Raw genomic sequence first — 13830 nt, 5'->3', positions numbered from 1 at the left:
ACTACGTCGCTGCTAAGATCTCGTATGCCGGATACGACCCTGTTTTCCTGTCCATCGCCCGCTCGGTGATCGGCGGCCTGTGTGTTTTCGGCTGGTGCCGCTGGCGCGGCATTGCGCTGTTCACGCCCGACAAGACCCTCGTCGCCGGCATTGTGGCGGGCGCGCTTTTCGGTCTCGAGTTCCTGTTTCTCTATGTCGGGCTCGAGCACACCACAGTCGTGCGCAACACCTTGCTGGTCAACACCATGCCGTTCTGGATGCTGGTCGGCGGCCATTTCCTGCTTAGCGAAAGCATCACGGCACGCAAGCTTATTGGCCTGCTGCTCGCTTTCGCCGGACTGGTCGCGGTGTTTTCCGACAAACTGAGCGCCAATGGCGGCGCAACATTGAGCGGCGATTTGCTCAGTCTCGGCGCCGGCATTCTGTGGGCCGTGACCAATATCGTCATCAAGCGGTCGAAGCTGATGGAGGCCAGCGCCGAAAAGCTACTGCTCTATCAGCTGGCCGGGGCCGCTGTCGTCGGCATTTTGGTGATGCCTTTTGCCGGGCCGCCGGTCCGCAGCTTTACCGTTCTGCCGACCTTGGCGCTGCTATTCCAGGCCGTCTACGTTGTCGCCTTCACCTATGTGCTGTGGTTCTGGCTGCTGCGGCGCTACCCTGCATCTGGACTGTCGAGCTTCACCTTCCTGTCGCCGGTGTTTGGTGTGCTGTGCGGCGCCGTGTTCTTGAACGAGCCGCTGACCGTTCGTATCTTCCTGGCACTCGCCCTGATCGCCGCCGGACTCATCATCGTCAACCGGCCGGCCCGAAAACAAAGCCCCGGATGAGCATGCGCGATATATTGAACGACCTCGAAGCTGGAAAGCAGCTCTCTGATCTGGATCCGGTGCGTCGCGCCCAGATCCAGATGAAGACGCCGCTGCCGAAGCGTTTCTACGAGACCGTCGCGGTAGCACAGGTCGAGGACGGTTTTGCCGTCCGTCTCGATGGCAAGCCCGTCCGCACGCCGGCCAAGGCGCTGCTGGCGCTGCCGACCGAAAAAGCGGCTGCTCTCGTCGCCGAGGAATTCGCCGCACAGCAGGAGACCATCGACCCGGTGACGATGCCGGTGATGCGTCTGGTCAATACGGCAATCGATGGCGTCGCCAGTGATCCCCAGGCGGTGCTGGAGGACATCCTGCGCTTCGCCTCATCCGATCTGCTCTGCTACCGCGCCGATGCGCCCCAAGGGCTAGTCGACCGGCAGAACGAGCATTGGGATCCGGTCATCGACTGGGCGCGCAGCGCGCTCGGCGCCCGGTTCCATCTCGCCGAAGGCGTGATCCATGTCGAACAGCCGCGCGAGAGTATCGCGCTGCTTGGCCAGCATCTTGCCCAACGTGCCGATCCGCTGCGTCTTGCCGCCATCCACGTCATGACGTCGCTGACCGGATCGGCGCTGCTGGCGCTGGCCGTCGACTTCGGCGAGCTCGACGGCGAGGCGGCCTGGGCTGCCGGTCACGTCGACGAGGACTGGCAGGCCGAGCAATGGGGCCATGATGCCGAGGCCGTCGCGCGCCGGGCGGCCCGCAAGCGCGACATGATGGCGGCGGTCAAGCTGCTCGAAGCTCTCAAAGGCTGACCGCACCGTCGTTTCCATTTCGCACTGCACATTAGACCAAAGTCATAATCCCAAAGACGGTCTGCCTCTGGACGGCGCTTTCTGTCATTTTTTGCACCGGTGGCTGCACCGAGTCTGCGTTGCGAGGAAACGCGGACGATGACGCGCAGCATCGAGGGCTGACGGAATCACACGGGAGGAATACGCTCATGGCAATGGCATCGACCGCCGGCAAAACAAGCCGCGGCATGACGCGCGAGGAGAAGAAGGTCATCTTCGCTTCCTCGCTCGGCACCGTTTTCGAATGGTACGATTTTTATCTCTACGGCTCGCTGGCGGTGTTCATTGGTTCGACTTTTTTCAGTCCAACCATTCCGGAAGCCACGCGCAATATCTTCGCGCTGCTGGCGTTTGCCGCTGGCTTCCTCGTGCGCCCGTTCGGCGCATTGCTGTTCGGCCGCATCGGCGACCTTGTCGGCCGTAAATATACTTTCCTTGTCACCATGACGATCATGGGCCTGTCGACCTTCCTGGTCGGCTTGCTGCCTGGCTATGCGACTTTGGGCATCGCCGCTCCGGTGATCCTGATCATCTTGCGCATGTTGCAGGGCCTGGCGCTCGGCGGCGAGTATGGCGGTGCCGCGACCTATGTCGCCGAGCACGCACCCGACGATCGCCGAGGCTACTACACGTCGTGGATACAGACGACGGCAACGCTCGGCCTGTTCCTGTCGCTGATCGTCATCCTGATCGTCCAGGGGTCGATGACCAAGGAAACCTACGCCGCCTGGGGCTGGCGCATTCCGTTCATCGTTTCCTTCCTGCTCCTCGGCATTTCGATCTGGATCCGCCTGTCGCTTTCTGAATCGCCGACCTTCCAGCGCATGAAGGACGAAGGCAAAGGCTCCAAGGCGCCGCTGTCGGAAGCCTTCGGCCAGTGGAAGAACGCAAAGATCGCGCTGCTGGCACTGCTCGGCCTCACAGCCGGCCAGGCCGTGGTCTGGTACAATGGCCAGTTCTACGCGCTGTTCTTCTTGCAGAATGTGCTCAAGGTCGATCCGCAGTCGGTCAACATCATGATCGCGATTGCTCTGGCTGTTGGCTCTATCTTCTTCGTCGTGTTCGGCTGGCTCTCCGACAAGATCGGTCGCAAGCCGATTATCATGGCCGGCCTTGCACTGGCGATCGTCTGCACCTTCCCACTGTTCAAGGCGCTGACCTGGGCAGCCAACCCGGCGCTCGCCACCGCGCAGCAGAACACCCGTGCGACGGTGACCGCAGCACCGGGAGACTGCAAGTTCCAGTTCAACCCGGTGGGGACGGCGAAGTTCACCACGTCCTGCGATATTGCCACCTCCTTTTTGACCAAGAACTCGGTGCCTTATGACATCGTGTCGACGGCGGCGCCCGGCACTGCTGCGTCGGTCAAAATCGGCAACGAGACGGTCGAGTCGTATGATGCGACTGCAGCCGGCGATCAAGCCAAGGCCAAGGACGCCGTTTTCGTCAAGGCAGTGAACATGGCGCTTCGGGACGGCGGCTATCCGCTAAAGCGGGCAGCGGCCAAGGTGCCGGATCAGAAGCTCGAGGCGTTCATTGCGGCCAATCCCGAGCTGAAGCTCGATGCAACGGCCATTCGCGCCGGCGAGAAGGCGACGGTTCCGACCGAGCAGGCGATCAAGGACAAGCTGCTGAGTGCCGATGAGGCCGCGGGAGCTCCCGAAGTCACCGTCTACACCATACCGGGCGGCGGGCCTTTCGCCATGTTTGCCGACCCGGCGGCGGTTAACTGGCCGATGACGATTGCCATCCTGTTCATCCTCGTGGTCTTCGTGACGATGGTCTACGGGCCGATTGCCGCGATCCTGGTCGAGATGTTCCCGACCCGCATCCGCTACACCGGCATGTCGCTGCCCTATCACATCGGCAATGGCTGGTTCGGCGGGCTGCTGCCGGCGACGGTGTTCGCGCTCAGCGCCTACAAGGGCGATATCTACTACGGACTCTGGTACCCAGTGGTGATCGCGGCGATGTCGCTGATCATCGGCATGATCTTTGTCAGGGATACGCTCGGAACGGACCTGCACACCAAACAGTAGCCGGCCTGTCCCGGTTCAAAGCAAAGCCCGGCGCGAGTGATCGCGCCGGGCTTGTTCAATTTATCGAGTGCAGGGAGGGGAAGGGCTTAGCTCTTCCGATCCTGGTTCGCTTCCTCGATCGCTGCTTCATGATACCAGGCACTTCCGAAATCCGTTCGGTTGCGCAAAGAAGCAAGTTCTGCCGCGAACTTAGCCTTCCCGCTTAAATTTGAGGCAGACGCGCGCGCTGCCACCGGGAACATCAGGATTTTGGCCGACTGACGAGTGGAAGTGATTTCCATTGTCGGTTTCCTTTCTTCGACAGAACCTTGCCGATTCAACCTTTCCCCAACATAGGTTCAGCAACCGAATTAGGCAACATGATTACGAAAAGATCAGTACTTGCACATTAGTTGTGCAAAATTTGCTTGTGGATGATCCGAGCGCAGCATGACTCCGGACCAGCGATTTTGGGCGGATACAACTTCACTTTTGCCGCACCGTTCGCCAGCCAGAATGGCACACGAATTGCATTTTATTCATTCGGCAGGTCGGCTGCTGGATAGGCCGGCTCGCCCCGGCGCCATCCAGGGTTCGGTGATCAAGCAACGAGAGGCTAGAATGACGAAATACAAGCTCGAGTACATTTGGCTCGATGGATACACCCCGGTTCCCAATCTTCGCGGAAAGACGCAGGTCAAGGACTATGCCGAGTTTCCGACACTCGACCAGCTTCCGCTGTGGGGCTTCGACGGTTCTTCGACCATGCAGGCCGAGGGCCACAGCTCCGACTGCGTTTTGAAGCCGGTCGCCGTCTATCCGGATCCCGCCCGCACCAATGGCGCGCTCGTCATGTGTGAGGTCATGATGCCGGACGGCGTGACGCCGCATGCGTCCAACAAGCGCGCCACCATTCTCGACGACGAGGGCGCCTGGTTCGGCTTCGAGCAGGAATATTTCTTCTACAAGGACGGCCGTCCGCTCGGCTTCCCCGAGAGTGGCTATCCGGCGCCGCAAGGCCCGTACTACACCGGCGTCGGCTACAGCAATGTCGGCTCCGTCGCCCGGCAGATCGTCGAGGAGCATCTCGACCTTTGCCTTGCCGCCGGCATCAACCATGAAGGCATCAACGCTGAGGTGGCCAAAGGCCAGTGGGAATTCCAGATCTTCGGCAAGGGCTCCAAGAAAGCCGCCGACCAGATGTGGATGGCGCGCTATTTGTTGCAGCGCCTGACCGAGAAGTACGGCATCGACATCGAGTACCACTGCAAGCCGCTCGGTGACACCGATTGGAACGGCTCCGGCATGCATGCCAACTTCTCGACCGCCTATATGCGCGAAGTCGGCGGCAAGGGCTATTTCGAGGCGCTGATGGCTGCCTTCGACAAAAACCTGATGGATCACATCGCCGTCTATGGCCCGGACAACGACAAGCGTTTGACCGGCAAGCACGAGACAGCGCCCTGGAACAGGTTCAGCTACGGCATCGCCGACCGCGGCGCTTCGATCCGCGTGCCGCATTCCTTTATCAACAACGGCTACAAGGGCTATCTCGAGGATCGCCGCCCGAACTCGCAGGGTGACCCCTACCAGATCGCTTCGCAGATATTGAAGACGATCGCCTCCGTCCCGACCAGCGCCGAGGTTTCGGCCGCGGCTTGAGAATGCGTTCACGGCGCGGACCACGGGTGTCTGCGCCGTGACTTTCTCTCCGATCGCATCGCAATAAAAAACCCCGGCGTCTCCGCCGGAGTTTTTTTTTCTATGTGACTACGAGGTTCCGGATCAGACCGAATAGTACATATCGTATTCGACCGGATGCGGGGTCATTTCGAAGCGCATCACCTCGGCCATCTTGAGCTCGATATAGCTGTCGATCTGGTCGTCGTCGAAAACGCCGCCAGCCTTAAGGAAGCCGCGGTCCTTGTCGAGGCTCTGCAGGGCTTCGCGCAGCGAGCCGCAGACGGTCGGGATCTTCTTCAATTCCTTCGGCGGCAGATCGTAGAGATCCTTGTCCATCGGCTGTCCCGGGTGGATCTTGTTCTTGATGCCGTCGAGGCCGGCCATGAGCATGGCGGCGAAGGCGAGATAGGGGTTCGCGCCCGGATCGGGGAAGCGGACCTCGACGCGCTTGGATTTCGGCGACGAGCCGAACGGAATGCGGCATGAGGCCGAGCGGTTGCGTGCCGAATAGGCGAGCAGCACCGGCGCTTCATAGCCCGGCACCAGGCGCTTGTAGGAGTTGGTCAGCGGGTTGGTGAAGGCGTTGATCGCCTTCGCATGCTTGATGATGCCACCGATGTAGAACAGGCAGCTCTCGGACAGGCCGGCATATTCGTTGCCGGCGAAAGTCGGCTTGCCTTCCTTCCAGATCGACTGGTGGACATGCATGCCCGAGCCGTTGTCGCCGAACACCGGCTTCGGCATGAAAGTGGCCGTCTTGCCGTACGCGTTGGCGACCTGGTGCACGACATATTTGTAGATCAGCATCTTGTCGGCGTTGCGGACCAGCGTGTCGAACTTGATGCCGAGCTCGTGCTGGGCGGCGGCCACTTCGTGATGGTGCTTTTCAACGCGCACGCCCATTTCTGCGAGCACGGTGAGCATTTCCGAGCGCATGTCCTGTGCCGAATCGATCGGCGGCACCGGGAAATAGCCGCCCTTGATGCGCGGCCGGTGACCGAGATTGCCGGTCTCGTAGTCGGTGTCGTCATTGGACGGCAGTTCGGTGGAGTCCAGTCTGAAGCCGGTGTTGTAGGGATCGGCCTTGTACTTGACGTCGTCGAACACAAAGAACTCGGCTTCAGGACCGACGAATATCTGGTCGCCGATGCCTTCGGCCTTCATGTAGGCCTCGGCCTTCTTGGCGGTGCCGCGCGGGTCGCGGTTGTAGGATTCTCCCGAGATCGGATCGAGAATGTCACACAGGATGACCATGGTCGACTGGGCGAAGAACGGGTCCATATGCACCGTATCCGCATCGGGCATCAGCACCATGTCGGACTCGTTGATTGCCTTCCAGCCGGCGATCGAGGAACCGTCGAACATGACGCCATCGGCAAACATGTCTTCCTCGACCTCGACGACATCCATCGTAACGTGCTGCAGTTTGCCCTTCGGATCGGTGAAGCGCAGATCAACGAACTTCACGTCGTTGTCTTTGATCTGCTTCATGATGTCTTTGGCTGTCGTCATGTCCCTGCTTCCCTATGTGATGACGTTTGAACATGGCCTTTTAACGGGAAAATTCAGACGGCGTCCATGCCGGTTTCGCCGGTGCGGATGCGCACTACTTCCTCGATGTTGGAGACGAAGATCTTGCCGTCGCCGATACGGCCGGTCTGGGCCGCCTTGCGGATGGCTTCGATCGCGGCTTCGACCGCATCGTCGCCGAGCACGACTTCGATTTTCACCTTCGGCAGGAAGTCGACGACATATTCGGCGCCGCGATAAAGCTCGGTATGGCCCTTCTGGCGGCCAAACCCTTTGGCCTCGGTAACGGTGATACCTTGCAGGCCGGCCTCCTGAAGCGCTTCCTTCACTTCGTCTAGCTTGAACGGCTTGATGATCGCTTCGATCTTTTTCATGTAAAAAGTGGCCTCCACTGCCAAAAAAGACGGGTTGTGAGCCCCGCTTGCGCCTCAATCAAGCACGAACTGTGCCAGTTGATGGGGTGCCGGGTGGGCTCACATGATTTGGATACCATGCTACGCGGGAATGTACATTCGCGTCATTCCCTGCGTCGGATGCGCCATGAACGCCGCGAGCCTACACACCGCCGGTCCCGTCGTCCGCACAAAAAATAGGCAGATCGGATATTTCATGGGCAGCCGTGGACCTGCGACTCGTCGCTCCGGGCATACCGGTGTGTTTCACAACCTTCGTAGTTTGCGTCGGACCAAAAACTGGACAATGCTTCGGCAGATGATCGCCCGCATGAGCCACGAACTTCTTTCTCCGTCCGAAATGGCCGAGGCCGACCGGCTGGCGATTGCCGCTGGTCCATTCGACGGCATCGGCCTGATGCGCAATGCCGGCGCTGCGGTTGCTGCCGTGGTACTCAGGCGCTACCCGAACGCAACGCGCGTCCACGTGCTTTGCGGCCCCGGCAACAATGGCGGCGACGGCTATGTCGTGGCCCGCATCCTTCAGGACAGCGCCGTCGACGTCTCGGTATGGACATCCGGATTGCCTAAAGGCGGCAGCGATGCAGCACTCGCCGCCTCGGACTGCAAGGTTAAGCCTCGGCCGCTGTCGGCTTTCGTTGCCGAGACGGGCTCGATCGTGGTCGACGCGCTTTACGGGGCAGGGCTATCCAAGCCGCTGTCCGGCGACGCCGCCAAGGCGATCGAGATTGCGGCGGAACTGAATTTGCCAGTTGTCGCGGTCGATCTGCCGTCGGGCGTCTCCGGTGAGAGCGGCAATGTCCTCGGCCAGGCCTTCCGCGCCCGAACCACGGTGACTTTTGCACGAAAAAAGCCAGGCCATCTTCTTTTACCGGGGCGCGAGCTGTGCGGCAAAATCGTGCTCGCTGATATCGGCATAAGCGACAGTGTTGTTGCGCAGCTTGAACCACGAACGTTCGAGAACATTCCGGCGCTCTGGCTTGGCCGCTTTCCGGTTCCGGCCGTCGACGCCCATAAGTATAGACGCGGCCATGTCTGCGTCTTTTCCGGCGGGCCGTCGGCGACGGGTGCTGCGCGGCTGTCGGCGCTTGCCGCGGCCAGGAGCGGGGCAGGGGCCGTCACCTTGCTGTCACCGGCGAACGCCATGCAGGTGAACGCGGCGCATCTGACCTCGATCATGCTGCGCAGGCTGGACACTGTCGCCGATGTGGACGAATTCGTTGATAGCCGCCGCCCATCCGCCTTCGTGCTCGGCCCCGGATTTGGCATTGGTGAGAAGACGTGCGACTTCGTCATGGCCGTGCTTGGCTGCGACAATGGGAAGGGCCGCAAAATCGAGGGACTGGTGCTCGATGCCGACGGCATCACCTCGTTTCGCGAAGAGCCTGAAATGCTGTTTGAGGCCGCGCGCAGCCCCGCCGCGCCAGCGCTGGTGATGACGCCACATGAGAGCGAATTCGCCAGGCTTTTTCCCCACATCGCCGGGGACAAGAACCTGTCCAAACTCGCCAAGGCACGCGCAGCCGCCGAACGGGCCAGCGCCACTCTCGTGTACAAGGGCGCCGACACTGTGATTGCGGCCCCTAATGGCCGGGCGGCGATCAACGGCAATGGCGCGCCTTGGCTGGCCACCGCCGGTTCGGGCGACGTGCTGTCGGGCATCATCGCCGCGCTGCTGGCGCAGGGCATGCCGGCCTTCGAAGCGGCCTGTGCGGCAGTCTGGATCCATTCCGAGGCCGGCAGCCGTTTCGGGCCGGGGCTGATCGCGGAGGACCTGCCGCTAGCGCTGGTGCCGGTGCTGCGCGAGCTTATCGAAAGTCGCAAGATGGCTGCCGAATGAATCGCCTGTTCGCGCTTCTCGTTGCGGTCGTTAGTGCCGTAGTCGTGGAGCAGCCCGTGCGCGCCGAAGCTCCGCTGACCATCATCGATGACCCGGCCGTTCTCACCGCCCTGGACGGCAAAGGCTACGGTTTCGCCGGCATTTTCGGCGCCGATGGCAAGGGCGACCTGAAGACGCTCTACGACAAGGCGCCGGCTTACCAAGCGATCGTCGAAACGGTTGCAAGCGACGTCGCGGCGTTGCGGGCCGAGATGAAGGCCGGCGGCCGGCCGCTGTACGAGGTGACCGACGGCAATGTCGGCCGTGTCATGGACATGCGCTGGCTGAAGACCGACGCAGCGCGCTTCCGCCTCGTCGGCGTGGTCAACCGGCTCGACCGGCGCGACTTCGCCGCCCTGAAAGGCGACTGGAGTTGCGGCGAAGTGCGCTTCATCTATCGCCTCGCCTACAGCTTCAAGAAGAACGGCAAGGTTTTGGCCTCGCGCCTGCCGTTCAATTTCAGTGCCGTCTACAATGCCGCGCCGGATGCCGATGGCGGTTGTGTCGGCGTCGCCGGACGCTGGGCACCACAACTCGACGAGAATGTCGATGCCGGCTGGCTGATCGGCGGGCCGCTGGAAAGAGCGGCGCTCACCTTCAAGCAGCTCGAGCTCAATGCGCAAGTTGTGCGCTTCCCCTCGGGCCAGGAGACCGAATTCGGCGGGCAGGCTGCCTATCTTATGCGGATCTTCGGCATCGACGGAGCGGCTGTCAGCGAAAAGCCGCTGGAAAACACGCCCGATACGGCACGTCTCGCCGAAGACGCTGGGCTGAAAGCAAGACTTGCCGACTATGTCCGCACCAATGTCGCGGCGGTCGATCTCGGCGTCTACCAGGTCCCCGACGAATTCCTGGCAAGGAAGGTCATCTCTTGGTCGACCTTCGGCAGTGCAAGGCAGGCCAACCACCCGTTCACGCCGCTGTTCCAACCCGCGGATTTCGCTGGTGTCGATTTCGCTGCAATGAAGCTGGTGCGCACGCCGGAGGCGCTGGTCGAGCGACTGGACAATGGCGCCTGCCAGGGTTGCCATCAGGCGGGCTCGACCGCCGGCTTCCATTTCATCGGCCTCGACGACAAGACCACCTCGCCACTCAACCACATCGAGGTCGGTATCTCACCGCATCTTCACGCCGACATCCCGCGCCGCGTCGCCTGGCTGCGCGCGACTGCCGAGGGCAAGGAACCGAACCGTTTCCGCCCGCTGTCCTTCGCGCCACCAGCGACATGGAACGATGCCGACGAAATTGCCTATTCGCCGGCCGAAATGGCGATGCCGTGTCTGATGCCACAGGATGCGGCTCGCTTCGGCGCGACGTGGCAATGCGGCGCCGGCACCGTCTGCACGCCGCTGGCAACCGCGTCCGGCGTGCGCACCAAGCTGGCGCAATGCCTGTTGCCCAAGGACAGCGAAAGCATGTTCTCCGGCCATCCGTGCCTGACCGGCTCGATCGCCAGCAACCCGGCGCAGCCTTTCAATGACCGGTATACGATCACCGGCCAGTTCGCGGCGTTTGCGCCGGGCATTTCGCGCGCCGCCTACACCTGCCGACCGCCGAAGATCGGTGTGCCGGCGGGTATCGCCTATCGCGGCTGCGACGACCGGGATCGCAGCTTTGCGGCCTTCAAGGCGGGCAAGCCGATGCCCAACGAGATTTGCGGGCTGGTCGGCGGCAAGAAATTCGACACCTGCGTGGCGACCAATAATTTCGACCAGTGCCTGGGCGGCGCCGTCAACCGCGGCAATCGTCCTGCCTGCTCGGCCGACCATTTCTGCCGCGAGGATTACATGTGCCAGTCGCTGCCGCCCGATACACCCGGTATCGGCAAGGTGAAGGGCATCGGCTTCTGCTCGCCGACTTATTTTATCTTCCAGATGCGCATCGACAATCACGCCACGCCATGGTCGGGCGCTGTCCGCGCAACGAGTGGGGCCGGCTTCGGCGCGGCGGAAGCGGAATAGCTTGCGCCGACTGGGCATTAGCCGCTGTAGTTCCAGGTGGATAGCTATCGACCGAGATAGTCGGCGATCTTCGATGTCCATTCGCCGTCGAAATGGCGGACATGTTCGGCGACGACCTCATCGCTCAGCAGGCTCGACAAGGCAGAAACCAGAACTGGTTCTATCTCTGGAGCCGAGCTAAATCCAAGAGCAGTCAAACGTTCGGACCAGGGCGGATGATCCGCGCTTTCGTTATCTGGCGCGTTCCAGGCCTTTTGCGCATATTCTTGCAGGATGGGAAGCCTCGACAGGTGACTGGCGGCCGCCAGAACTCTTTCGAGTGGTGGACGAGGCGGTACCATAGTGCCAAGCAGTTCACGTTTAAGCGGAATATACACTTGGTCATCGAAGAATACACTGGCAGCGCCAATCAGAAGCAGCGCGCGGGCCGCTTCATGTGCGTCGCCGGACATCGCTGCATGGCGATCTGCGTCAATTTCCGCCCGTCGCGACAACCGTATTTCTTCGCGCTCCAGCGTACGCGACAGCGGACCAAGCATCCAGTAGAACAGGCTGCCTGAAACGCTTTTCCCCGGTGGGGCGAAGTCGAAGATTAGATCGAAGCTCTTTTCGAGTTCGGCCAGGTTGAGCCCGCCATTTGTATCTCTATTTTTCAGATGGGCGTCCTCATGGGCCAAGATCGCTGCAAACCCCTTTTGGTCGGTCGCTGCGAGCAGCGGCAGGCCCACGGTGAGAATTGCCTTGCGACCAAGCAGGCCCAGAAACGGCCGCTCTTCACCGACGCTGGCGTTGAGATCGTCGCTCAGCACGATCGTCGTCCGGCAGGCGCGGTGTTTGCCGGCGATACTCTCCCAGACAGCCCACAATTTCGGGGCTGATTCCCGAGTAAGCCCGTCCACCTTGCTGGGTCGAAAACCGGCGAACAATGTCCCGATCAACAGAACGATGGCCAGCATCGCGGCCGGGATTGCAACAACGCCAGCTGCGATCATGGCGAGCGGGTGCCGGTCGAGGAACCGGAACCATAGGACTATTGGGCAGAACAGCGGCAGAGCAAAGAGCAGGATGGCAAACCTGCCGAAGCGCGCTCCCACATAGAGGACCAGGCGCGACATCAACCCCTCACAGCGGAATATTATCGTGCTTCTTCCACGGGTTTTGCATATCCTTGTTGCGCAGCATCCTGAGAGCGCGGGCGATGCGGCGGCGGGTCGAATGCGGCATGATCACCTCGTCGACATAGCCGCGCTCGGCAGCAACGAAGGGTGACAGGAAGCGATCCTCGTAAGCTTTTGTGTGCGCTGCAATCTTCTCTGCGTCGCCGATATCCTTGCGATAGATGATCTCGACAGCGCCCCTGGCGCCCATCACCGCAATCTGCGCCGTCGGCCAGGCATAGTTCATGTCGCCTCGCAGATGCTTTGACGCCATGACGTCATAGGCGCCGCCATAGGCCTTTCTGGTGATGACGGTGATCTTTGGCACGGTAGCTTCGGCATAGGCGAACAGGAGCTTGGCGCCGTGCTTGATCAACCCACCATATTCCTGCGCGGTGCCTGGCAGGAAGCCCGGCACGTCGACGAAGGTGACGATCGGGATCGCGAAGCAGTCGCAGAAGCGCACGAAACGCGCCGCCTTGCGGCTGGCATCCGAATCGAGCACGCCGGCCAGCACCATCGGCTGGTTGGCAACGAAGCCGACGGTGCGGCCCTCGATACGGCCGAAGCCGGTGACGATGTTTTTCGCAAAATTCTGCTGGATTTCGAAGAAGTCACCCTCATCGGCAACTTTAAGGATCAACTCTTTGATGTCGTAGGGTTTGTTGGCATTGTCGGGGATCAGCCGGTCGAGCGACAGATCGTGATCGGTGACCGATTGGTAGCATTCGATCTCGGGAATTTCCGCCGTGTTGGAGGCGGGCAGCAGGTCGACCAGCCGGCGCATCTGCAGCAATGCCTCGACGTCATTGTCGTAGGCTCCGTCGGCGATCGAGGACTTCGTCGTGTGGACGGAAGCGCCGCCAAGGCTTTCGGCGGTGACCGTCTCGTTGGTGACGGTCTTCACCACATCCGGCCCGGTGACGAACATGTAGGAGGTGTCGCGAACCATGAAGATGAAGTCGGTCATCGCCGGCGAATAGACGTCGCCGCCGGCACAAGGGCCCATGATCAGCGAAATCTGTGGGATGACGCCGGAGGCTAGAACATTGCGCTGGAAGATCTCGGCATAGCCGCCCAGCGCCGCCACACCTTCCTGGATGCGGGCGCCGCCGGCGTCGTAAAGGCCGATGATCGGCGCGCGGTTGCGCAGTGCCATCTCCTGCACCTTGACCACCTTCTCGGCGTGGGCCTCGGACAGCGAGCCGCCGAACACGGTAAAGTCCTTTGCAAAGAGGTACACTGGCCGACCGTTGACAGTGCCCCAGCCGGTAACGACGCCGTCGCCGGCGATCTTGGTCTTCTCCATGCCGAAATCGGTCGAGCGGTGCTCGACATACATGTCGAACTCCTCGAACGAGCCCTCGTCGAGAACAACGTCTATGCGTTCGCGGGCGGTCAGCTTGCCCTTCTTGTGCTGGGCGTCGATCCGGGCCTGGCCGCCGCCCATGCGGGCGATCTCGCGGCGGCGCTCGAGTTCCTTCAGCACGTCCTTCATGACCGGTCCCCGAAATGGAAAGCTGGATTGT

General features: G+C 61.4%; 11 protein-coding genes. 6 read left to right on the top strand and 5 right to left on the bottom strand.

The window, feature by feature from the left end; translation table 11 throughout:
• The 3 genes from NKI19_RS23345 to NKI19_RS23335 all read left to right on the top strand — a co-directional run.
• Positions 1-827, top strand: an 827-nt coding sequence (locus tag NKI19_RS23345; RefSeq protein ID WP_352951240.1) for a DMT family transporter, incomplete at its 5' end; no start/stop codon positions are given.
• Between the two features lie 2 nt (positions 828-829).
• Positions 830-1621, top strand: coding sequence for an ATP12 family chaperone protein (locus NKI19_RS23340; protein ID WP_352567596.1), 792 nt, complete (start codon positions 830-832; stop codon positions 1619-1621).
• 188 nt (positions 1622-1809) lie between these two features.
• Positions 1810-3699 (top strand): MFS transporter, encoded by a 1890-nt coding sequence (locus NKI19_RS23335; protein ID WP_352491388.1) that lies wholly within the window; start codon positions 1810-1812, stop codon positions 3697-3699.
• 86 nt (positions 3700-3785) lie between these two features.
• On the opposite strand, the gene NKI19_RS23330 is transcribed toward NKI19_RS23335, so the two are convergent.
• The gene (locus NKI19_RS23330) at positions 3786-3980 is read right to left on the bottom strand and encodes a DUF2735 domain-containing protein (RefSeq protein WP_352451032.1); all 195 of its coding nucleotides are present in this window, start codon (positions 3978-3980) and stop codon (positions 3786-3788) included.
• 319 nt (positions 3981-4299) lie between these two features.
• Between NKI19_RS23330 and NKI19_RS23325 the strand changes: the two genes are divergently transcribed.
• Complete coding sequence (locus NKI19_RS23325; protein WP_254817165.1) at positions 4300-5340, top strand: glutamine synthetase beta-grasp domain-containing protein; 1041 nt, start codon at positions 4300-4302, stop codon at positions 5338-5340.
• Between the two features lie 123 nt (positions 5341-5463).
• Here NKI19_RS23325 and glnA read toward each other — a convergent pair whose 3' ends face one another.
• Both glnA and NKI19_RS23315 read right to left on the bottom strand, forming a co-directional pair.
• Positions 5464-6873, bottom strand: a complete 1410-nt coding sequence (gene glnA, locus NKI19_RS23320; RefSeq protein ID WP_254817166.1) for a type I glutamate--ammonia ligase — start codon at positions 6871-6873, stop codon at positions 5464-5466.
• Positions 6874-6926: 53 nt separating this feature from the next.
• The gene (locus NKI19_RS23315; RefSeq protein ID WP_019857988.1) at positions 6927-7265 is read right to left on the bottom strand and encodes a P-II family nitrogen regulator; all 339 of its coding nucleotides are present in this window, start codon (positions 7263-7265) and stop codon (positions 6927-6929) included.
• A gap of 349 nt (positions 7266-7614) precedes the next feature.
• Between NKI19_RS23315 and NKI19_RS23310 the strand changes: the two genes are divergently transcribed.
• Positions 7615-9144 (top strand): NAD(P)H-hydrate dehydratase, encoded by a 1530-nt coding sequence (locus NKI19_RS23310; protein ID WP_352567597.1) that lies wholly within the window; start codon positions 7615-7617, stop codon positions 9142-9144.
• Positions 9141-11144: a hypothetical protein gene (locus tag NKI19_RS23305; protein WP_352491386.1), complete on the top strand. Its 2004-nt coding sequence runs from the start codon at positions 9141-9143 to the stop codon at positions 11142-11144. The genes NKI19_RS23310 and NKI19_RS23305 overlap by 4 nt, the downstream gene beginning before the upstream one ends.
• A 44-nt stretch (positions 11145-11188) precedes the next feature.
• Here the strand turns inward: NKI19_RS23305 and NKI19_RS23300 are convergent, their stop codons facing one another.
• A complete protein-coding gene (locus tag NKI19_RS23300; protein ID WP_352491385.1) occupies positions 11189-12259 on the bottom strand; it encodes a M48 family metallopeptidase in 1071 nt (356 codons plus the stop codon).
• A gap of 7 nt (positions 12260-12266) precedes the next feature.
• On the bottom strand, positions 12267-13799 hold the full coding sequence (locus NKI19_RS23295; protein ID WP_352567598.1) for an acyl-CoA carboxylase subunit beta: 1533 nt from the start codon (positions 13797-13799) through the stop codon (positions 12267-12269).
• Positions 13800-13830 lie beyond the last annotated feature (31 nt).

Origin of the sequence: Mesorhizobium sp. M0751, from assembly GCF_040320265.1 — a bacterium.
GTDB lineage: Bacteria > Pseudomonadota > Alphaproteobacteria > Rhizobiales > Rhizobiaceae > Mesorhizobium.
The sequence above is the reverse complement of the archived record's forward strand: the minus strand, read 5'-3'. Positions and strand labels throughout refer to the sequence as shown.

What these genes read in the sequence shown, in the direction of transcription:
- NKI19_RS23340 (WP_352567596.1), top strand. Translation starts at nt 830, where the DNA reads ATGCGCGATATATTGAACGACCTCGAAGCTGGAAAGCAGCTCTCTGAT.
- NKI19_RS23335 (WP_352491388.1), top strand. Translation starts at nt 1,810, where the DNA reads ATGGCAATGGCATCGACCGCCGGCAAAACAAGCCGCGGCATGACGCGC.
- NKI19_RS23330 (WP_352451032.1), bottom strand. Translation starts at nt 3,980, where the DNA reads ATGGAAATCACTTCCACTCGTCAGTCGGCCAAAATCCTGATGTTCCCG.
- NKI19_RS23325 (WP_254817165.1), top strand. Translation starts at nt 4,300, where the DNA reads ATGACGAAATACAAGCTCGAGTACATTTGGCTCGATGGATACACCCCG.
- glnA (WP_254817166.1), bottom strand. Translation starts at nt 6,873, where the DNA reads ATGACGACAGCCAAAGACATCATGAAGCAGATCAAAGACAACGACGTG.
- NKI19_RS23315 (WP_019857988.1), bottom strand. Translation starts at nt 7,265, where the DNA reads ATGAAAAAGATCGAAGCGATCATCAAGCCGTTCAAGCTAGACGAAGTG.
- NKI19_RS23310 (WP_352567597.1), top strand. Translation starts at nt 7,615, where the DNA reads ATGAGCCACGAACTTCTTTCTCCGTCCGAAATGGCCGAGGCCGACCGG.
- NKI19_RS23305 (WP_352491386.1), top strand. Translation starts at nt 9,141, where the DNA reads ATGAATCGCCTGTTCGCGCTTCTCGTTGCGGTCGTTAGTGCCGTAGTC.
- NKI19_RS23300 (WP_352491385.1), bottom strand. Translation starts at nt 12,259, where the DNA reads ATGTCGCGCCTGGTCCTCTATGTGGGAGCGCGCTTCGGCAGGTTTGCC.
- NKI19_RS23295 (WP_352567598.1), bottom strand. Translation starts at nt 13,799, where the DNA reads ATGAAGGACGTGCTGAAGGAACTCGAGCGCCGCCGCGAGATCGCCCGC.